Raw genomic sequence first — 21735 nt, 5'->3', positions numbered from 1 at the left:
CTTGTTCAGGGTCTGGGTGGTTTTTTGCCCGATTTTGACCCTAAATGATTTCTGGGGCGTTGGTTTCCGGGACCGGCTCTTCTTTTTTTAAAGCTTTTATCTGGAGTGCCTTTAAACTTGCGCGGGATGAAAGGGTATTCACTGGTTAAGAAGTAGGCATAGATGCCTTCAGGATATTCTGGTGTCACACAAAAACGTCCATTGCATTCGTCCAGATCCCCAAGGCCGGGTTGGTACTCGTAATCCTGAACAAAACTGCCATCATGCTGACCTCCGGGCCCTCCATTACGAGTACCCGTTTTTAGTTTATAGCTGGATGCTAACGGGATAATGATACTCTGTGGTTGTGTCGGATCTTTATGGCCGTACAGAACGTATATGGGAAAACCATCAGCGGCATAGCCGATAAGGGATGAATGCTGATTGTCTGACCAATTTCGTATCAAGCCAGTTGGTAAGCCGTGATAGTGATAGGCGCCATTTGGTTGAACATGTGCATTGTTTTTATCCAGTCCCAGATCGATTTTCCCGGACATTGCTTCGTAACGCCATCCAGAATGCCGATCTCGGCGCCAAAATTCATTTGCAGCTGGATCGAACGGAACACCGTTTATTGCGACACCAAAACTGCTGAATTCCACATCTGTTATGCGCAAAGCTTTCTTGGGCAGCAAGGGGACCCGGAATTTATGGCTTTGTGCTTGGATGGCATTGGGATTTCTACGATTTGGAAAATTCCCTGTGCGATGATCAGGGATGCCATTTGCTGAAATGTAGCGGTATTGACCTCTTGTACTAATTTTGACCTGATTATGAACAGCCCAAACGTTTTGTGTGCTTATACCTATAAACCCCGCTGCGGGTAGAACACCCATCATGGTCATGAAACGATGGCGCTCCAGTCTATGTGAATCAAATCCCTCGGGATTGGAGTTATTTAGGGAATTGGGATCATTTTGCATTTTCTTCATTCCTTGGGGGCACGCCCCGCAGCTGTCATTAAGTAGAAGTATAACGTTACAACGCGTGATTTCTGTCGCAGATTTTTTGTAAAAAACTTCACATCTGCAATTTTGCTGGATTGGCTTTGCTTTATTGGGCTTTTCACAGGGCATAGACTTGTGGTGAAAAAGCTGGTTATATTGCGCTGCAATAAAATTCTGTTTTAGGATTATCTGTCAGCAGGATAGATGTTCTAAGGCAAGAACAATGATAAGAATAAAAGCCGGGGCGAGATCCTGAAAGCTAGGAGGGACGTTGAATGTCTGATTTTCCCAAAAAAACAATCGCGGACTGGGAAGGGCTTGTTGAAAAAGAACTTCGTGGCAAGAAAAGCGATAGCCTGAATTGGGAAACTCCCGAAGGTATTGTGGTCAAGCCTATCTATACGGAAGAAGATCTCGAAGATCTGGGTACTATGGGGACTTTGCCAGGGTTCGCACCGTTCTTGCGTGGCCCGCGGGGCAGCATGTATGCCGCACGCCCCTGGACTGTGCGGCAGTACGCAGGTTTTTCCACGGCTGAAGAGTCCAATGCTTTTTACCGCCGGAATCTTGCTGCGGGGCAAAAGGGGCTTTCTGTTGCTTTCGATTTGGCGACGCACAGAGGCTATGACTCTGATCATCCGCGTGTGGTTGGTGATGTTGGTAAAGCAGGTGTCGCGATTGATTCTGTTGAGGATATGAAAATCCTTTTTGACGGCATTCCGCTGGATCAAATGTCTGTTTCCATGACAATGAACGGGGCTGTGTTGCCAGTGCTGGCGGGGTATATTGTTGCCGCCGAAGAACAGGGTGTTAAGCCGGATCAGTTGTCTGGAACAATCCAGAATGATGTGCTCAAAGAGTTCATGGTGCGGAACACCTATATTTTCCCGCCGACGCCTTCGATGCGTATTGTGTCCGATATTATCGGCTACACAGCCAAGAATATGCCGCGCTTCAATTCAATCTCTATTTCCGGCTACCATATGCAGGAAGCAGGTTCTACTTGTGTGCAAGAGCTTGCCTTTACCATTGCCGATGGTTTGGAATATGTACGCACTGCGATTTCAAAGGGGCTGGATGTAGATGCGTTTGCGCCACGACTTAGTTTTTTCTTTGCGATTGGCATGAACTTTTTTATGGAGGCATCAAAGCTTCGTGCCGCACGTTTTCTGTGGTCACATTATATGGAAAAGATGTTTGATCCCAAAGATACAAAATCTTTAATGCTTCGGACTCATTGCCAGACATCGGGTGTCTCTTTGACCGAGCAGGATCCTTATAACAATGTCATTCGGACTACCGTTGAAGCTATGGCTGCTGCTTTGGGAGGAACGCAGTCTCTTCATACCAATGCATTGGATGAAGCAGTAGCATTACCAACAGATTTTTCCGCTCGAATAGCCCGGAACACGCAGCTGATTTTGCAGGAAGAAACGGGCATAACAAAGGTCGTTGATCCTCTTGCTGGCAGCTATTATGTGGAAAGTCTGACCGCAAGCCTTATTGAAGAAGCTCGTAAAATTATTGACGAAGTCGAAGAAATGGGTGGCATGACCAAGGCTGTTGAATCCGGCATGCCAAAACTTAGGATTGAAGAGTCTGCAGCGAAGAAGCAGGCACGTATTGACCGTGGCGAAGAGACTGTAGTCGGTGTGAATAAATATCGCCTTGAAAAAGAAGATAATATCGAGATTCTTGATATTGATAATACGGCCGTTCGAGAGCAACAGATTGAGCGTCTGAGTGAAATTCGCAAGACACGTGATAACAAGGCCTGTGAAGAAGCACTTGCTGCCTTAACCAAAGCCGCAGAAGATGGGTCAGGCAACTTGCTTGATTTAGCTGTTCAGGCAACACGATTAAGAGCCACTGTTGGCGAAATTTCAGATGCTTTGGAAAAGGTGTATGGTCGCCACCGTGCTGTAAACAGGAGTATTTCCGGCGTGTATGGATCTGCATACGATGGCGATGATGATTTCGCTCGAATTCAGGGGGAAGTCGAAGCTTTTGCTGCGCAGGAAGGTCGTCGTCCCAGAATGCTTGTCGTGAAATTGGGACAAGATGGTCACGACCGTGGCGCAAAAGTGATTGCGACGGCCTTTGCGGATATTGGTTTTGATGTCGATGTCGGTCCTCTTTTCCAAACTCCGGAAGAGGGAGCGCAGCAGGCTATCGAAAATGATGTTCATGTTATTGGCATCTCGACACAGGCTGCTGGTCACAAGACGCTGGTTCCACAGTTGATTGATGAACTCAAGCGCCAGAAAGCAGATGATATTCTTGTTATTTGTGGTGGTGTAATCCCTGCACAAGATTATGATGCCCTGAAACAAGCTGGCGTTTCTGCTGTGTATGGGCCGGGTAGTAATATTCCTTTGGCTGCACAGGAAATAATCGGTTTATTGAACAAAAGAAGCTGATTGATAAAAATGTCTCAAAAAAAATGCTTAAGAAGGCTCTGATCTTAATGGTCTTTCTTGGACTATAGGACTTTCCTGCCTTATTATCTCTCTCAGGCGATCGTAAATCGTGATTAAACAGGGAGTGAGGGGATGTCAGGGCATACCTGGATCACAAGAACTTTGGCGCTGTTCGGGGTGGCAGCATCAGGGGCGTGGCTGTGGATTTGTTACCAGTATTTTAAAAATCAGGTTGGTTTGGATGTGATAGAAAGCATGGTGCCTCAGGAACAGGGGCAAGTGCTTGCTGGAATTACACTGCCGCTTGTTCTTTTATGGTCCATATTGCTTTTTATTCTCAGAGGTGCGGCGCTTTCAAGTGAAACACGTAAGCTTCTTGTGAAACTGGATAAGCTCACCTATCCCGATGACGAAGAAAATACTCGGGTCAAAGATATCACGCGTCAGCTACAGGAACAGGCCGAAAGCCTGAATAGCGCTTCGGGGGAAGTAGAAAAGCGCCTGACAGGTTTGATTAACGCATTTAAAGAACAAACAAAGCAACTTACTGGTGCTGCTATTCGGGCATCTTCGCAAACAGAGCAGATTCAGGAAACGCTGACGACACAGCAAAGTTCGCTCGAAGACGTCCATAATTCAATTCATTCCAGCCTTGAAAATGCACGTGAAGCGGTTAAGGAGCAGGTTACGGCCCTTGAAAGTTCCGGAGTGCGCAGTGAGGTTATGGCCGAGACGATTAGCAAGACATTGCGTGATTCTGTCGATGTTCTGGACGAAGCGGTTGAGCGCACGATCGGGCGGACTGAAGATGCCAGTGAAATGTTAAAGCAACAGGCTGAGGATATGGCCGCAGCTGGTACGACCGCAGAAGTTTGCAGTGAAACCATGCGCGAGAGCCTCAAACAAGACCTTGAAACCTTGAAGCTTGTTCAGGACACAATTGATGCCGAGGGTGAAAAATTCAAAGGCTTGATCAAAGACCGTATCGGAGACGTTGAGCAGCTACTTGAAGGGGCAGGCGCTAAAGTTTCGGAACTTGGCGAAAGATTGTCTGGCGAGAATCAGGCCATGGAACAGCTTGCTGCTGAAATTGGTTACAAAGCGGTCTCCCTTTCTGATGCAATGCGTAAAGATGCAGAAGAAGTCCGAGAGCTTTTTGCGGACGTGGCTTTACGTGCGGGAGAAATGAACGAACGTTTCAGAGTGCAGGCGGGAGAACTTGATAAAAGCGGCAAGGAAGTTGCTGATAACCTGACGCTCGTAACCAAGGATTTAGGCGAAGCCGTTTCTCTGGCCGGTCGAGAAGAAGCGTCTCGATTGACGGAGGCAACAGCCCAAGCGCAGGATACTTTGGTGGCAGCAGCGGAAAAAATCCGCCCGGGAATTGTGAGTCTGGAAGAATCATCCGAACGGCTCAGCGATCTCGCCGATGTTGTTATGGGTGGCTTGAGCGAGCATACCCGTGAAATCGGACAGGTTAGTAAAAGTGCGCAGGAGAATGTTGAAGAGGCATCCAAGGCACTTAAGGATCAGACAAGGCTTATGGAGCTTGCCGCTGATAAGGCCGTGCGTCATACCACGGAAGTCGCCAAAGTGTTTCAACTTCAGACACTGGCGCTTGCCGATGGATCAAGTGCAGCTAATCAGGCCGTGCAGGATCTTCGTCACGGAGTTCATGACGAACTGGATGCCTTCAAAACGCTTTCGGATGATTTCAGTACCCTTTTGGAAGATGTTCGTACTTCGCTGGACGCCCGTACCGAAGCATTGAGCAAGGCATCCGATGAATCGCGCCAAACAGCAGATACCTTGAAAGATCATGTTGATCAGCAAAGAGAGAAGCTTGCCGCCTTGGCGGAAGAATCCCTGAAACAGGTTGAGGATATTGGTGTCCGTGCTGAAAAGGCTGCCTCCAGTTTGAAAGGTTCAGCGGATGGTGCTCTTAAAAGCGCGGAAAAACTGAGTGAGACGTTCTCGAAAGATAGTAACAAAGTCACGGAACTACATGGTAAGGTTTCGTCGCTTGCAGATGCTTTTGGGCAACAGGCCCGGGATCTGGCGCATGCCTCAGAAGAAGCGACACGTCAGGCCCTGAAATTAAGGGAAGATCGCTCGGCGAATAAACGCGATGCCTTCTTGCGTGGCGCGACAATTCTTATTGATGATCTCAATTCTTCGGCCATTGATTTGAATAAAATTTTGGACGAGGACTTGCCTGAAGAATATTGGAAACGATATCACAAGGGGGACCGTTCGATTTTTGCACGGTCCATTTTAAAGAAAAAAGATCTTTACGATACACGTGAAGTTAAACGTTATTTTGAGACAAATCAGACCTTCAGAAATCAGGTGAATCGCTATCTGGATCAATTTGATAACCTGATGTCTCAGGCCCGTGAATGCGATAGCGAGGACGTTCTATCTGCAACATTTATGACTGCAGATGTTGGAAAGCTCTATGTCTTGCTGGCACGTTCTATTGGCCGTATGGAGTGATGATATATGCGCCGGATGCGTGAAGATGTTCCTAAGTCAGAGGGCGATAACAGCCAGTTGGATACTCTAAAAACACTGCTGCCCTATTTCTGGCCGGAAGGTCGCTTTGATCTTAAGGCTCGGATTATCTTTTGTTTTGCGCTTTTGATTTTTGCAAAGCTCACAAATGTGTCCGTGCCTTATATTCTAAGAGGTGCGGTTGATGCGTTGAGTATAGATGACCCAACGCTGCTTGTTGTCCCGCTTGGCCTTTTGATAGCCTATGGTACTGCCAGAGTTGGTGCTATTGCTTTTGATAATATTCGTGAAGGCCTGTTTGCAAAGGTTGTGCAGAATGCCATCCGAAGTGTGGCTCTAGTTACCTTTCGGCATTTGCATTCACTTTCCTTACGCTTCCATATCGAACGCAGAACTGGGGGCGTAACCCGAGCGATTGATCGGGGAACCAAGGGGATTGAGTTTATGCTCACCTTCTTGATGTTCAATGTCATTCCGACGCTTATTGAAATAACGGTTGTCTGTATCCTGCTTTGGTTCTTGTTTGACTGGCGTTTTGCGGTCGTTCCACTTGTGACAATCCTTGCTTATATTTTCCTGACTCTCCGTATTACTGAATGGCGGATAACGCTACGCCGAGATATGAATGCGGCTGATAACGATGCCAATACCAAAGCTGTGGATAGTTTATTAAACTTTGAAACAGTTAAGTATTTTGGCAATGAAGAGCATGAAACCAAACGTTATGATCGCGGTCTTGCTGCTTATGAACACGCGGCTATTCGCAGCCGAACAAGCCTTTCCAGCCTAAACATTGTCCAGTCCGGCGTTATTTCGCTCGGGGCCAGTCTGATGATGATCATGTCTGCCTATGGTGTTGTAGATGGTGCAATGACCGTGGGTGATTTTGTCATGGTCAATGCTTATCTGTTGCAGCTTGCAATGCCGTTGAATTTTCTGGGGTTTGTCTATCGGGAAATTCGTCAGGCACTTATAGACATGCATACCATGTTCGAGTTGCTCCACAAAGATCTTGAGATCAAAGATGAGCCGGATGCAAATGAGTTGACCGTTAGCGGTGCTGAAATTCAGTTTAAAGATTGCCAATTTGGATACGATGAGCGCCGGCCTATCCTGAAAGGTGTTAGCTTTACAGTTCCTGCAGGTAAAAAGCTGGCCATTGTGGGCTCTAGTGGTGCTGGTAAGTCCACAATCAGTCGTCTGCTTTTCCGTTTTTATAATTTGGATGCTGGTGAAGTTCTAATTGACGGGCAGAATATTGCTAAGGTGAAACAGGGATCTCTTCGTCAGGCGATTGGTATCGTGCCTCAAGACACCGTGTTATTTAACGACACAATTCTCTACAACATCGCTTATGGACGACCGGATGCTTCGCGTGAAGAGGTCGAATCTGCTGCAAAGCTTGCCAAGATTCATGACTTTGTTCTGTCATTACCGGATGGATATGATTCCGTCGTGGGAGAACGTGGGTTGAAACTCTCTGGCGGAGAAAAACAGCGTGTTGCCATTGCCAGAACAGTTCTTAAAAATCCATCAATCATGTTGTTTGACGAGGCAACGTCTGCATTGGATAGTCGAACAGAGCAGGAAATTCAGGCCAGCCTCAATGATGTATCCAAAGACAGAACGACGTTGGTTATTGCCCACCGTCTTTCTACTGTTGTTGATGCGGATGAGATCATCGTCCTTGAACAAGGCAGGATTGAAGAACGTGGTACGCATCGTGAGTTGCTTGAAAAAGAAGGGCACTATGCTGAAATGTGGCGTCGTCAGTTAGAAGTTGCACAGAAGGTTGCTGAAGTTGAGAAGGCAGCTGGGCAAGATGATCCGGTTGGTGAGATAGTGTAGTAGGTTAAGCGACATTATGACGAAAGATAATGACAAGATCGGGACGCTGATTAAGGGTATTGCTGATGGGCAACGGCGTGCATTGGCACAGGCAATTACCCTTATTGAGTCAACTCGGGTAGATCACCGGGAAGATGCAGACCTTTTGCTGGAACAAATCTTACCGATGAGCGGGAAGTCTATCCGGATTGGTATTTCCGGTGTTCCAGGGGTCGGTAAATCAACCTTCATTGAATCTTTCGGGATGCATTTAATCGGTAAAGGCTTTCGTGTCGCCGTTTTGGCCATCGATCCGTCGTCGCAGCGAACGGGTGGTTCTATCCTTGGGGACAAGACCCGTATGGAGATTCTGTCCCGGCAAGAGGCAGCCTTTATACGCCCCTCTCCGGCTGGGGCAACGCTTGGCGGGGTTGCGCGACGAACTCGCGAAGCTATGTTGTTGTGCGAAGCATCGGGCTTTGATGTCATCTTGGTTGAGACCGTAGGTGTTGGTCAGTCAGAAACAGCTGTTGCTGAGATGGTTGATATGTTCCTGCTTCTATTACTGCCGAGCGGTGGTGATGAGTTACAGGGCATTAAAAAGGGGATTATGGAGCTGGCGGATATGGTTGTCGTCAACAAAGCGGATGGTGATCTTGCGCCGGCAGCAAATCGGGCCGCAGCAGAATACCATGCGGCTTTGGGCTTGATGCGCCCTTCCAGTTCGAACTGGAAGCCCAGGGTTAAGAAATGCTCTGCACTGCATAATGAAGGTATTGATGAAATCTGGTCAGCGATAGAAGAATTCAGAACTAAGCTTTGGGAAAGTAATGAGATACCTGATAAGAGGGTGAAGCAGGCTGTTTCCTGGATGTGGAGTGAGATTAAAGAATCTCTTCTGCTTGCTTTTAAGGACAAGCCAGAGATTGATAAGGCTCTTGAAAAGGTGGAATCCGATGTAGTTTCTGGTAGAATTGCGCCTGCTACGGCGGCGAGAAAGCTGCTGAATATCTTTCTCAAGGCCTGATGTATGATAATAAAACGCTGTAAACTTGGCGTTTTTACAGATTCGTTACGAATCTTTGAATGAATCGTGCTTTTATCTTGACCCTCGGACGACTGTGTCTTAAAACTCGCGCCGAGCCGACGTATTGGCATTAGATTTTTATTTTCATCGAGTTTACGGGATTAAAACCATGGCACGCCGTTGTGACTTTACCGGCAAAGAGGTACAGACTGGCAACAATGTGAGCCACGCTAAGAATAGAACACGGCGTCGCTTCCTGCCAAATCTTCAAAAGACTTCGATGTTGAGCGATGCTCTAGGTCAGACTGTTCAGTTCCGTCTGAGCACTGCAGCTATCCGCACCATCGAAAAGCGCGGTGGTCTTGACGCATTCTTGCTGTCAACACCATCTGAAAAACTGGGCAAAAAAGCTCGGGAAATGAAAAAGCGCGTTCAGAAAGCTTTGGTTTCCAAAGCAGCTGAATAAGCAGTCTTATTCTTAGAACAGCCCGCTGTGCTTTTGCCAGCGGGCTTTCTTTGTTTTTGTAATTCGAACATCAATAATAGTGTATCCTGTGCGAAGCTAAGATTGTCATCTGACAAGAGATAGATCAGGATCTCGCCCTTTGCACCGATCCGACTACTGATGCCTTCCATATTATCAATGGATTGTGCACCTTCAAATGTCGCAAGTACATCTCCTCGCATTACATAATCTGGCATGGATAAAGCAGTTTGAATTTCTGATGCGGGAAAGAACCTCAAGCTGGTTTTGAAACCTTCCAAAAAAGAAAACTCTCGCTCAAGAAGTAACAAATCACCTTCGGGAGTGCTGCTTAACCCGGTTGGAAGGAAGTTATTATTGGGTTCAAGATAAAGTTTGTCCCAACTCTGCTGGTGCCATAGATAGGCTTCTATGACGCTCCCTTGTTTTGATGTTGCTGTTGTTGTTCGTTCCGGGATGGCCAAAAGACAATCACCAGTGAGCCAGGTCAGAGCCTCGATACCGCGGTTGTTTGAGGCGATATCTGTGAATTCACGTGGTAAACGGATAGAACCTGTTGTTGTTGCTAGAGGTGCTGAATATTCAAGAATGCGATGATCGCGTTCAAAACTAACATAAATTGCCCCATTATCTGCCAGAGCAATTGATTCACTATCCCGATCCTTTTTGCGAATCAAGTTTTGACCTTGTGTTCCCCTCATCGTTGAGAGCAAACCGTTTGTGAGAGATAAAAGGTTACCGTTCAAGTCGTAATTCAAACGTCCGGTAAACCAGAGTCCTTTGTCTCCAATAGCTAAAAGAGAACGCCCATCCGCTGAAACTTCCAGCCCTGACAAACCGCCGAAGCGTTTATGAGGTGAACTGATCTTAATACCGCCGCGCCAATGAAGAGAAGGAGCTTTTTTAAACTCTGTTGTTCGGGCGATTGGCTGTTGGTTCGGAACAGGAACGGCTTTGATCGTGAGGGGAATTTTAGCGACTTCGATGACCTCCAAACTTCTGTCCAGATAGGCTGTATAGCCCATCAAGCAGATGGCTATGCTAGCTATAATACATAGGACTCTGGTGATCATTCCTGCCTGCCTCTGTCCCACTTGTTCTAAGTATCATAAACGATTATTGGCATTCTTTATGAATTTAGGGTGAAGAGGCTGTGACTTTTGTAAGGCAAAGTATTTTGGTTTGCTAAGAAAGAAGCCCCGAAGGGCATAAGAATATGAACTAAAAGATATTTCTCGGCTCAGATTGAAGAAAGAAAAACAGGGGTCGAAGATGTACTATCTATAGATCTTGATATATTGCAGCTAAAAATATCAGACAAAAGCTCAGGTTCCATCACTTCAGGAGTTGGACCGTTGGATATTAATGTGCCGTTTGAAATGATTGCAATTGAATCACAGTATTGAGCGGCTTGATTGAGGTCGTGGAGAATAGCAAGACCTGCCGTACCTCGCTCTTTACACTGTTTCTTGGCTGCGGCTAGAACAGCGTGCTGATGTGCAATGTCCAAACCTGCAGTTGGCTCATCCAGTAACAGAAATTTTGTTTCTGTATCGCCTGTCAGGCCGATGCTCTGGGTTAAGGTTCTGGCGAGTTGCACGCGCTGTTTTTCACCCCCCGACAAGACGGGGTAAGGACGATCCGCGAGATGCTTTATGCCCGCAAGGATCATGGCTTTTTCTACCGCGAGCCTGTTGATAAAAGGTGAACATAGCTTCTCGTAAGGCCATCGCCCCATGGCAACCACATCATGTGCAGAGAAAGGGAAAACCAACTGTGATGCTTGTGGCATGACGGCACGTCGTTTGGCGAGGTTTATACTTTGCCATTTCTGAAGAGGGATATCATCAAGGGTAATTGTTCCGTGTGTCGGGGAAAGATCACCGGATAGTGCCTTTAACAAAGTTGATTTTCCGGCACCATTAGGCCCCAAGACACCCAAGAGTTTCCCCGGAGTGAGTTCCAGCGATATACCTTTTAGTAGCTTCGTTGAATTGATCTCTATATCAATTGCGATTGCTCTGAGAGTCACATGCGCCTCTTTTTGAATTCACGGAACAGAAGAGCGAAGAAGAAAGGGCCGCCAATAAAGCTTGTGACCAGTCCGATAGGAAGCTCGGCTGGTAACACAATAATGCGGGCGATCGTATCGGCAATAACAATGAGGTTTGCCCCAATCAAGGCAGCAGCCGGTAAAACAAAGCGGTTATCCACCCCGCCAATCAAGCGAGAGAGGTGGGGGGCAATCAAGCCTATGAAGCCAATCATGCCTGCCGCAGCCACTGCAGCACCCGTCGCACAAGCAGCCGCAATAGCGGCCTGTTGTTTGATTCGTTCTGTTGGAATGCCTAAGTGGTGGGCCTCGGCTTCGCCCAGAAGGAAAAGGTTGAGAGGGCTTGAAAGTTTCAGCAAAAAGAGTGAAGCAATAATCATAATTGAAACAGAGGGCCACGCTGCTTGCCCCGCGCCAGCAAGACTCCCCATGGACCAAAAGGTCAGAGATCTTAGTTCTGCATCATCGGCCAGATAGGTGAGTAACCCGATAAGTGATCCAACAATTGCATTCACGGCAATGCCCATCAACACCATCATGGCTACATCTGTCAGGCCGTCACGTCTGGACAGGTGATAAATTAATGCTGTGGTAAGCAAGCTTCCGGTAAAGGCGGCAACAGGGAGTGCAAAATTACGGGTCAACTCTAAAAATGCAGCAAAGAATGTGTCGCCCAGTACGATGATGGAAACAACAGCCAATGCAGCACCGGAGGAAACACCAATTAAACCTGGGTCAGCCAAGGGGTTACGGAACAGGCTTTGCAACACGGCACCGGAAAGTCCCAAAGAGGCACCGATGACAAGTCCCAGAACAATCCGGGGGAGGCGAATCGATTCTATGACGAGCACTTGGTGTAATTCAAGTTTGCTTTCGCCCAAACCGATATAAGCTGCAAAATGTTCAATGTTTGACAGGGGCGAAATTGCTACCCCCCCAATACCAAGTGATATGATTGAAGATATGATAAGAATAAAAAACAACCCTCCTAAAGTATAATAAGGCTTTTTATTGTTTTTTAGTTTGCGACGTTTTGGGGTTGCTGCCAGGGCCTGGGCCATTGTTCGTTCAGAGTTTCTGTTTGTTGATCTGGGAAGACAGGGTTTCCACAGCATCTATGGTTCTTGGCCCCAAGCCAAAAAGAAGCGTACCATCAAGTGTGACGATGCGACCATTCTGTATCGCGGACAATTTTCCCAAAAGCGGGTCTTTCACAAGGGCTTCAACGCCACCACTTATCTCGAGAGATTTTTTTGACATCAGGATATAATCAGGGTTGTTGCCAAGGATATACTCGCTGGCCAAAGGTTTGAAACTTTGTAAATCAGCCGCGATGTTTTTTGCACCAGCGTAGGTGATGATTGTATCAATGGCAGTATCCCCGCCTGCAGTCATGGGACCGCCATGGCCTGTGTTCAGGAGGAAAAGAACAGAAGGTTTTTCAGGCAGATCTTTAACTGCGGTATATTGCTTTTTAAGTTGTGCTGATATCGTTGTGCTGAGTGATTTTCCCAATGCCTGTTGATTGGTTTGGGCCGCAATCAACTCAATCCCTGTGGCAACGGATGCCATGTTGACCAGTTTGGGTATTTCGACCACCTTGATGCCTGCGGCCTGAATAGTTTCCAAAACATGCGTAGGGCCAGAGCCTTCCAAAGCAATAATCAGGTCAGGCTTCAGGCTTAAAAGACCTTCCGCAGAGAGTTGCCGGATATAGCCCACTTTGGGTAGGTCAAGGACTTCTGCCGGGTATTCACTGGTTGTATCTGTAGCAACAATTTTGTCTCCTGCTTCAAGAGCATAGACAAGTTCTGTAACAGGGCCTCCGAGCGTTATGATCCGGTTTGCATCTGCGCTTGCCTGGCTGCCAATTATTGTAGTCAAAAGACAAACCAAAAACACTATGATTGTTTTATAACGCTTTGGTATATAACCAGGGCTAAAAAACATGGGGGTATCTCTATACATTTTACTATTTTCCCACCAACTATTCTGCAGCAGCTGAAACTGTTGCATGACGCTCCAGATTCTCGAGCATGTTTTGCCAGTGAATGTTTTCCGGTTGGCCCATTTCACGTTCTCCGCATAACAGAGCAAAACTTTCCTGTTTGTCGTTGAAAACTTCGAGGGTTGTGATAACGCCGTCTTTGGTCGGCTTTCTAACCAGCCAGATTTCTGCAATGTGATCTTGTCTGAGATGCAGATTGAAACCGGAATCAAGAATGTTGATCCAAGGTCCCATTTCTTTAACTTTTTCAATATGGCCTGTGTGTATTTGAATGCATCCTTTGTTGCCTACAAAAACCATAATGGAAATGTTGTCCGTTACGGATTGCTCCAACACACTTTTTAAGGCAGTTGGTGTTAGTTTCTCGGCGAACTCTTTGCCAATCAGTCTGAAGCTTTGGTGGCGGTCGCAGTTGTGTTTTCTCAAAAGTCCGTGAAACTGATGCACATCCTTTAGAGCCGCCCACCCGTTTTTTAGAGATTCAAGATCAATGGTGTTATCTGTAGCCGGGGCGTTGGCAGGATCGTAACTTTCCAGTTGAAGTTCAGAAGATTGTTCCACTGCTTTATAGCGATCAACAAGTGTTTGATAAGCATCTTCATGAGAGTTTGCAGTCAGAAAAATCTTGTGAATAGCAGTACCTTCGTGATCAAAGAACTGAAGGCTTTTTCTCTTTCCGCTGCTGGTTTCGGTTGTGACTGCAAAGCCGAATGCCCATTTGGTTAGGAATAGTCTCAGGTCGATCTCACGATTAAGGACGATGCCCATGGGGCCTTTTGCACTGATTTTATCAAAGAGTCCTACCTTCTCATGAACAGCATGCTCATTACGGGTAATAATTTTTACATCGCCAAGTGAACCAAGCTCCTGAATGAGTTGCCCCCATTCGGCTTCAAGGCGAATGACATTGTCACCTACGCCAGCCGCAACAAGTTGCCCCTCTGTAATATTCATCGCGCGGGCAATGTCGCGGGCATATCCCTTTGCTGTTCCTGCGCTTAGATCTGTCCATGCTTCTAGTGGTGTTTTGTATTCAATTGAGGGGGCGGTATGCATGACGATGCTCCTGAATTTGCAATCTTGTTATCTGATCGAAAAATTAATGGGAAACTCTACCCACGAGGCGGTTGTGATACCGCCTTGACGTGCTGGGGTGAAACGCCATTGACGCATGGCTTTTTCTGCTGCTTTGTCGAGCAAGCGATGCCCTGATGAACGCCAGACACGGATTTCCTGTACAATGCCGCTTCGATCTATTTTGGCTCTGAGAACTACGTTGCCTTGCAGTTTCTTGCGTTTCGCCCGTTGTGGATATTCTGGTGGACGCGGTGGGCGCGAAAAAGATGGCTGAGTGAGCAGTGGCAAATCGTTGTATGTCAGTGAAGCGATTTGATTGTTGGACGATCCCTTTTGGTTTAAGCCTTTTGTGCTCTGACCTGCTTGCTTCAGGAAACCGGATTGATTTGATGCTTTGTTTTGTGGGCTTTGAACAGTCGTTATATTCGCCTGTTGTGCCGTTTCCTGCTGTTTTTCGGGCTTTATGTTTTCCGAAGTCGTTGGTGAAAGCACTTTGGTTGCTTCGGGGGAAACGTTTTGTTTCTTTGGGTTTTCAGGCTTGGCGTTTTTTTCTAAGTCGTAATGCTGTTTCTCTTTAACCTTTGTAGATGTTTCCAGTGCCGCAACTTTCAAAGGCGCTTTGGGCTTGGGTTTTGGTTTTGGGGGAATAACAGCTTTTTCTTGAACGACTTGTGGAACTGTCGGAACTTTGTTCTCAGTAACTTTTTCTTTTGTTGGTGTTTCTGCTTTTGGTAGAAGTTCAGTTAGAGCGCGGCTTTCTGCCGGGATTGTGTCTGTCTTTTGAACTGTCTTGATAACAGATTGTTGTTTGTCAGGATAAGTTACTAGTGCCAGTTCTGGTTTTGTATCTGGTACACTTGGTTTTTTTGAAGGCGTATTTTTTTCTACTGGGGCTGGTGACGTGTCTTTTAAGTTAGCCGTGGCCAAAGAAACCGAACGTTGATTCCCTGATTCAAGAGAAGCACTTTCTGATGATATTGTCGAAGCAGGGGGCAGGATTTTTCCAGACCAGAGCAGTATGCCCAGATGAAGGGCAAATGCAACTGTGCAACTGATGATCCATCTAATCACTGTGACCCCCTGCATGACACCCCCTAGAATTTCAGACTGGCTGTAACTTTGAAGTTACGTCCGGGCTCATCCAGAACGGCGGCTCCGCGTCGATAGTTTTTATCGAGAATGTTATCGATACCGGCATTGATTTTTAGGCCAGGAACATAGTCGCGGGCATCCCAAGTGCTAAAGACATCAAAGGTGGCGTAACCGTCGATTTCATCATTTCCATTAGGGACGCGTTCCTGATCACGAACAGCAAGAACACGACCACCGAGATCAAGACCGATATCCTGGAAATGATATCCTAACATCAAAGCTGCTTTGTCACCGGCAATGCCTGATAGGGGTTCTGAAGTGTCCGAATTTTTACCACGAATTCTCGAACCACTAAGTGATCCATAAACGGTAGGTGTGTCGTAATGAATTTCGGCTTCAAAACCTTGTATTCTTGCTTTTGTTACGTTGCTGCTTGTTGTGGTTCCGCCAGCAACATCGACATTTAGTTCGATGAAATCATCAACGTTATTCCTAAAGTAAGAAACTTTGGCCCGTAGTGCATCGTCATTGAGGAAAAGGTTGTCGTGCTTGATATTTGCCCCAACTTCCCATGTTTTTGCTGTTTCCGGTTTTAAATTCGGGTTCGCAACAAAGAAGTTGTTTGGTACTGGTCCTCCGCCTGGGAAGTGTAATCCTGAAGCGTAAGTTTCTCCTAATGACGGGGCTCTGAAAGCTTCCGCATAACTTACGTATGGCTGTAGGAACGGCAGTACTTGATAGCTGACGGCAAAGCGAGGGGATGTCGATGTCTCTTCTGAATCCTGTTCTCCGTCTGCTTCGAGAGAATAGGAGTCATATCTAAGACCGGCGGTTAGTTCGAGGTCTTCAAAAAGAGTCAAAGTATTGTCTAGATAAACACCGTAAATATTACGCTCGGCATCGGGATATCCGCCAATATCGGCGCCGTTACTTTCACCTTCTTGGGTATCTTGGAAGATCTCACCGCCAATGGTTACAGCCAACTGAGCGTTATCATGTAAGCTCAGATGAGATGTGTTGAAGCCTTCCAGGCCCAATGTTTCCAAGGTTCGTTCTTGGTGGCGTCCGTCTGAAATTCTGACTTCATCAATATCTGTTACGTTATAGTAAGCTTTAAAAGCACTATCAAACCACTGATTATCGGGGTTGTCGTAGTTATAATCTAAAACAAAGCTGTCTTCTTTACTTTCGCGTTCAACGATTGAAGAGGTACTCAATCCATCTGGTGTGGCAGGTAGATTATGATCGTCACGATATAGTCTGTATGAAAGACCTAATCGATGGAAATCGGCAATGTCAATGCCACCTTTGATAAGGCCTGAAACCAAATCATCATCAGTATAGGCTCTCTTCTTTCCGTCACCAGCATCGTAATCATCTGTTTTGCGTCGTGTTACACTTGCCATGAGATCAATGTTTTCTATGGGACGGGCGTAACCTGTTAAATTACCATGAACGCCATTATCGACTGTGCTGAAGCCAGTCGAAATTTGAGCGCCATATTTCTCATCAGCTTCCAGAAAGTCGTCAGCACTTTTTGTTTCAAAAGCAACCACGCCACCCAAGGCCCCTGTGCCGTGAATTGTTGAGGCAGGCCCACGAAGAACTTCAACTTGCTTTAACAAAGCTGGATCAATAAACAAACCGCCCTTGTGCCCAGAATTGAAGTTTTGCCGGGCGCCATCAATTCGTGTGACAACCCGTTGTCCACCCAAGCCGCGTATGGATGGTTTTATAACTGTATTTCTTGTCCCACCTTCTAACTCAACACTCGGTAAATCTTTTAGGAGATCGTGCACTGTTTCAGCTTGACGACGATCAATCTCTTCTTCGGTTACGATTGAGATTGAGGCAGGGCTATCAATCGCAAGCTTTTCGTCACGCGAAGCGGTTACAGAGATAGTATCAAAGGTAAAGACAGGCTGTTGGTCCGAGGCGACTGTTTCTGTATCTTCACTGTCTACAGAAGTGTTGTCCTGTGCCTTTAGAGGCGTGGATAGGAGAGCCAGAGCCGCGCTTGCAAGCAAGAGCCCTTTGTAAGAAATATATTGCACGGATCATGCACCTTATCAAAAAAACCAAACCGGAGAATGTTGATGTAACATTGCTGGCTGGCTGGCTTTTTGTCAGATTGACAAGGTGGCGAGCTGGCTGGCGATCTCTCTTTGCACCCGAGAGACGAGGTTATTTCGTAAGTATCAGCTTGTTATTAGAGGTTATGCGAAGACGGTAATCACTACCTTGGTATTCAATGACGATTTCTCTGTTATTTTGCATCAAAGTTTCTGCAGAAACTCGTGGCATTTGGCCAGAGCGATTGCCCATATTATCCACGGGGGCATCTATGGGACTTTGTGTGTTCTTTAAGTTGTCAGGCACCATTATAAAAGCCGATATTGAAAATCATTCGCAACTAATAGTTCTGTGATTGATAAGTGTCAAGTATATTTGCGAATCATTATTAGAAATAACCCCACAAGCTTGATGTAAGCTGTGGGATCAAAAAGTTAGTCAGAACTTCAGGTAAGGTTAACGCTTGATACTTTCCAAAGAACTATCGGTGCTTCTTGGGCTTTCCGCAAACAGCTCTGCGAGTTTCTCCATCATTATACCGCCAAGTTGTTCAGCGTCACTGATTGTGACGGCGCGTTTATAATAGCGGGTAACATCATGCCCAATCCCAATTGCAAGAAGCTCGACAGGTGAGCGTTTTTCGATGAGATCAATGGCTTCGCGTAAATGATCTTCCAGATAACTACCGCTATTTACAGACAAGGTCGAATCATCAACAGGGGCACCATCAGAAATAACCATGAGAATACGTCTGTGTTCTGTTCTGGCGAGCAAACGGTTGTGCGCCCACAACAAAGCTTCCCCATCAATGTTTTCTTTGAGAATACCTTCGCGCAGCATCAAACCGAGGTTTTTTCTGGATCGGCGCATCGGGGCATCAGCTTTTTTATAGATGATGTGTCGAAGATCGTTCAGGCGGCCCGGATTTCCGGGTTTACCTTGCTCAATCCAGCGTTCCCGTGATTGTCCGCCTTTCCACATTTTTGTGGTAAAGCCCAGGATTTCGACTTTAACACCGCATCGTTCCAGTGTTCTGGCAAGAATATCTGCGCTCATTGCCGCGATGGTAATCGGGCGTCCGCGCATAGAACCGGAATTATCAATCAAGAGTGTTACAACCGTATCTTTGAACTCAGTATCGCTTTCCTGTTTGAAGCTGAGTGAGTGCAAGGGGTTTGTTACAACGCGGGTCAAGCGCGCTGTATCAAGTAAACCTTCTTCCAGATTAAATTCCCAGTTCCGGGTTTGTTGTGCCATCAAACGTCGTTGCAGACGGTTCGCCAGTTTGGAGATGACACCTTGCAGGTGAGAGAGCTGTTTATCCAGCAGTTCTCTTAAGCGGGATAACTCTTCATCTTCGCACAGATCCTGTGCTTCGATAATTTCGTCGAACTGTGTCGTGAACGAGGAATAGCCATGAGCCGCAGAAAAGTTGTGATCAGAATCAAACTCTGGTTGCTGCTGATCTGGTGACCCTGCAGATTCCTGACCCTGGCCATCCATCTGCTGTCCGTCACTTTCCCCGCCGTCATCGGGTGCACCTTCGGCGTCACCCTGATCACTGCTTTCAGCTTCCATAGGGGCTGATTGTTCTGACGTTTGTTGTTGATCCTGATCTTCGGACGTATCGTCGAGCTGATCCTGATCATCCTGTTCTTCAGCCTCTGATTCTTCGCTGTCCTCAAGATCAAAATCAAGTTGGCCGAGCAGATCCTGTAAAGCACGGGCAAACTGTGCCTGATCTGCTACGTGTTCCCCCAGGCCATCAAGAGTTTCGAAAATCTCCTGACTGAGATTGGGGCGCCAGATTTCAGCAATTTTGGCAGATGTTTTTTCCAGGCGTCTTCCTGTCAGGGCTTCCCGGGCCAAAACAGCCATAGCTTCGTTCAGGGGAACATCATCTGAGGTAACAGCATTGCCATACCCCAATTGATCAAGCGTATCCTCATGCAGGGCTTCAAGGTTTTGGGCTACTCCTTCCATACGGGACATGCCCAGGGCTTCGCACCTGGCTTGTTCAACCGAATCAAATATAGCAGCGGCCTGGCTATCAGTCGGTTTCAGCTTTTGATGTGTTTTTGTATTGTGGTACCGCAGGCGGAGAGATGCTGAATCTGCCCGTCCGCGAATACGCTGCACATCCTCTTCGGGTAAATCTTTGGCAGGCATGGGGAGCCTGAGTTCATCACCGTTCAAGCCACGGCCATTCGCGGAAAAAACGACACTGAGCTCGCTTTTCTTTGCCATAGCTTTGACTGTGGATGATGTCGCGCGTTTAAACTGTTCTAAGGGCGTTTCAGCTTTACTCATACCTGCACTTACCGTCTTGATCCTCGTCGATTATGACGAAGATTTTTCACTGCCATCTGCGAGTTCGCGTCCAAAGCATCTTTGGAAATACTCTGCCACGAGTGGTCGTTCCATTTCATCACACTTGTTCAGGAAAGTGAGGCGGAAGGCAAAATCAATGTTATCAAAGATTTTTGCATTTTCGGCCCATGACAGAACAGTACGCGGACTCATAAGGGTAGAAATATCACCATTAATGAAGCCGCTCCGTGTTAGATCAGCTAAGGAAACCATGTTTGCAATGAGATCACGATCCTCTTCCGTATCGTATTCTGGATGTTTGGCCAGTACGATATTCATCTCATCCTTGTGCGGAAGATAGTTCAGTGTGGAAACGATGTTCCATCTATCCATCTGACCTTGATTGAGTTGTTGAGTCCCATGGTAAAGTCCCGTGGTGTCGCCCAACCCAACAGTGTTTGCTGTTGAAAACAATCGGAAAGATGAATGTGGCGTAATCACACGGTTCTGGTCAAGCAGAGTCAACCGACCTTCGACCTCTAGAATGCGTTGAATAACAAACATTACATCAGGACGGCCGGCATCATATTCATCAAAAACCAGAGCAACAGGACGTTGTAGCGCCCAAGGCATCAAACCTTCGCGGAATTCAGTGACTTGTTTGCCTTCTTTCAGGACGATGGCGTCTTTACCAACAAGGTCAATACGGCTGATGTGACTATCCAGATTGACACGAATACAAGGCCAGTTCAGGCGAGATGCCACCTGTTCAATGTGGGTTGATTTACCTGTTCCATGATATCCTTGAATCATCACGCGACGATTAAAGGCAAAGCCCGCGAGCAACGCCAATGTTGTGTCATGATCAAACTGATACGTTGGATCTTCTTCTGGAACGTATTCGTTACGTGTACTGAATGCAGGTACCTGCATATCACTGTCTATACCAAAAGCTTCACGAGCTGAAACTGTTGTATCCGGGCCGCCCATGATCATTTCGCCATGGCCAATTACTTTAGAGGACATCGTCGCATCCATACTTGCTGTTAGGGTGTTATTGTTTCTCGGACGTTACACTAGGACGTCAGGTCGGTTTCTTGAAGTATTTCTTTTACAAAAATGCTGTTTTTTAAAAGGCTATAGGCCTGATTGACCTTTTTGAGCCGATCTTCTGCTCCTTTTGCGCCACCATTTGTATCCGGGTGCAGTTCTTTAACCAGTGTCAGGTAGCGTTTTTTGATCTCTTTTAAGGATTCTATTGTTTCGAGTCCCAATACACGAAGAGCTTTTCGTTCTTCCTCGGGTATAAATTTTTGTGCTTGTTCTGACTGGTTGTTGTCATATCCGGCAAAAGAACGCCAGGCTTTATCCAAATCATCCAGTTTTTTTGCGTAGTTTTCTTTTCCTGCTCCATTCAGTGGCCAGGTTGGTTTTCCCCAAACGGCATCTTGTCGGCGCAATTTATCTACGTCGGCAACGTCCATATCCTTGCAGTAATTCCAGGCAGTGTTGTATTCACGGACGTGGTCGAGACAAAACCAATAGTAGCTATTTAATTTAAATCTGGATTTTGGTGCACGATACTCGCCGGCATTTTCACAGCCTTTGGCCTCGCAGCAGTTTTTAGCTTCTGCCGGGTCCCAAGGTGTTTGTAACGAAGCGTCATGCATAGATTTTTTCATAGTCGAATTATGGTGATTCTTAGGTTCTGATACAAGTACCAGCCTTATGGAATAATTAAGACCAAAGGTTTTGTATGCTTACATTTTGTGAGCAGGTGAATGATCAGTAGTGGGTCTTGTTTTATCGGTCATCCCGAACAATAACTGCGTGAAATTAACGTGAATTAACGTCATTTTAAGGG

The 21735-nt window shown here is 46.6% G+C and carries 17 protein-coding genes; 5 read left to right on the top strand and 12 right to left on the bottom strand.

The window, feature by feature from the left end:
• Positions 1-5 precede the first annotated feature (5 nt).
• On the bottom strand, positions 6-962 hold the full coding sequence (locus D9A03_RS01160; RefSeq protein ID WP_216825348.1) for a YHYH protein: 957 nt from the start codon (positions 960-962) through the stop codon (positions 6-8).
• A gap of 299 nt (positions 963-1261) precedes the next feature.
• Here D9A03_RS01160 and scpA point away from each other — a divergent pair, with 299 nt between their 5' ends.
• The 5 genes from scpA to rpmB all read left to right on the top strand — a co-directional run bounded on the left by scpA (position 1262) and on the right by rpmB (position 9240).
• Positions 1262-3406, top strand: a complete 2145-nt coding sequence (gene scpA / locus D9A03_RS01155; protein ID WP_120495406.1) for a methylmalonyl-CoA mutase — start codon at positions 1262-1264, stop codon at positions 3404-3406.
• A 132-nt stretch (positions 3407-3538) separates the two neighbouring features.
• The gene (locus D9A03_RS01150; RefSeq protein WP_120495405.1) at positions 3539-5902 is read left to right on the top strand and encodes a hypothetical protein; all 2364 of its coding nucleotides are present in this window, start codon (positions 3539-3541) and stop codon (positions 5900-5902) included.
• A gap of 6 nt (positions 5903-5908) precedes the next feature.
• Entirely contained in the window at positions 5909-7768 is a 1860-nt protein-coding gene (locus tag D9A03_RS01145) for an ABC transporter ATP-binding protein/permease (protein WP_120495404.1), read from the top strand.
• A 16-nt stretch (positions 7769-7784) separates the two neighbouring features.
• A complete protein-coding gene (gene meaB / locus D9A03_RS01140) occupies positions 7785-8774 on the top strand; it encodes a methylmalonyl Co-A mutase-associated GTPase MeaB (protein WP_120495403.1) in 990 nt (329 codons plus the stop codon).
• Between the two features lie 169 nt (positions 8775-8943).
• Positions 8944-9240 (top strand): 50S ribosomal protein L28, encoded by a 297-nt coding sequence (gene rpmB, locus D9A03_RS01135; protein ID WP_046509460.1) that lies wholly within the window; start codon positions 8944-8946, stop codon positions 9238-9240.
• On the opposite strand, the gene D9A03_RS01130 is transcribed toward rpmB, so the two are convergent.
• The 11 genes from D9A03_RS01130 to D9A03_RS01080 all read right to left on the bottom strand — a co-directional run bounded on the left by D9A03_RS01130 (position 9207) and on the right by D9A03_RS01080 (position 21541).
• Complete coding sequence (locus D9A03_RS01130; protein ID WP_120495402.1) at positions 9207-10331, bottom strand: esterase-like activity of phytase family protein; 1125 nt, start codon at positions 10329-10331, stop codon at positions 9207-9209. The two genes, rpmB and D9A03_RS01130, sit on opposite strands and share 34 nt — an antisense overlap.
• A 167-nt stretch (positions 10332-10498) precedes the next feature.
• Positions 10499-11290 (bottom strand): heme ABC transporter ATP-binding protein, encoded by a 792-nt coding sequence (locus D9A03_RS01125; RefSeq protein WP_162937912.1) that lies wholly within the window; start codon positions 11288-11290, stop codon positions 10499-10501.
• Positions 11287-12426, bottom strand: coding sequence for an iron ABC transporter permease (locus tag D9A03_RS01120; protein WP_254054950.1), 1140 nt, complete (start codon positions 12424-12426; stop codon positions 11287-11289). Before D9A03_RS01120 ends, D9A03_RS01125 begins: the two co-directional genes overlap by 4 nt.
• Positions 12380-13195 carry a hemin ABC transporter substrate-binding protein gene (locus tag D9A03_RS01115; RefSeq protein WP_162937911.1) on the bottom strand — a complete coding sequence of 272 codons (816 nt, stop codon included), beginning with the start codon at positions 13193-13195 and terminating at the stop codon, positions 12380-12382. The genes D9A03_RS01120 and D9A03_RS01115 overlap by 47 nt, the downstream gene beginning before the upstream one ends.
• Before the next feature lie 103 nt (positions 13196-13298).
• Positions 13299-14375 (bottom strand): hemin-degrading factor, encoded by a 1077-nt coding sequence (locus D9A03_RS01110; RefSeq protein ID WP_120495398.1) that lies wholly within the window; start codon positions 14373-14375, stop codon positions 13299-13301.
• A gap of 27 nt (positions 14376-14402) precedes the next feature.
• The gene (locus D9A03_RS01105) at positions 14403-15482 is read right to left on the bottom strand and encodes a TonB family protein (RefSeq protein ID WP_120495397.1); all 1080 of its coding nucleotides are present in this window, start codon (positions 15480-15482) and stop codon (positions 14403-14405) included.
• An 8-nt stretch (positions 15483-15490) separates the two neighbouring features.
• Positions 15491-17542, bottom strand: a complete 2052-nt coding sequence (locus D9A03_RS01100) for a TonB-dependent hemoglobin/transferrin/lactoferrin family receptor (RefSeq protein ID WP_120495396.1) — start codon at positions 17540-17542, stop codon at positions 15491-15493.
• Between the two features lie 130 nt (positions 17543-17672).
• A complete protein-coding gene (gene hemP, locus D9A03_RS01095; RefSeq protein ID WP_256386276.1) occupies positions 17673-17792 on the bottom strand; it encodes a hemin uptake protein HemP in 120 nt (39 codons plus the stop codon).
• A 225-nt stretch (positions 17793-18017) separates the two neighbouring features.
• On the bottom strand, positions 18018-19871 hold the full coding sequence (gene cobT / locus D9A03_RS01090; RefSeq protein ID WP_120495395.1) for a cobaltochelatase subunit CobT: 1854 nt from the start codon (positions 19869-19871) through the stop codon (positions 18018-18020).
• A 30-nt stretch (positions 19872-19901) separates the two neighbouring features.
• Positions 19902-20897, bottom strand: coding sequence for a cobaltochelatase subunit CobS (gene cobS, locus D9A03_RS01085; protein WP_120495394.1), 996 nt, complete (start codon positions 20895-20897; stop codon positions 19902-19904).
• A gap of 50 nt (positions 20898-20947) precedes the next feature.
• Entirely contained in the window at positions 20948-21541 is a 594-nt protein-coding gene (locus D9A03_RS01080; RefSeq protein ID WP_162937910.1) for a J domain-containing protein, read from the bottom strand.
• Positions 21542-21735: the final 194 nt, after the last annotated feature.

This window comes from Kiloniella sp. EL199, from assembly GCF_900313065.1.
GTDB lineage: Bacteria > Pseudomonadota > Alphaproteobacteria > Kiloniellales > Kiloniellaceae > Kiloniella.
Note: the sequence above shows the minus strand (reverse complement) of the source record. Positions and strands in the feature narration are given on the sequence as shown.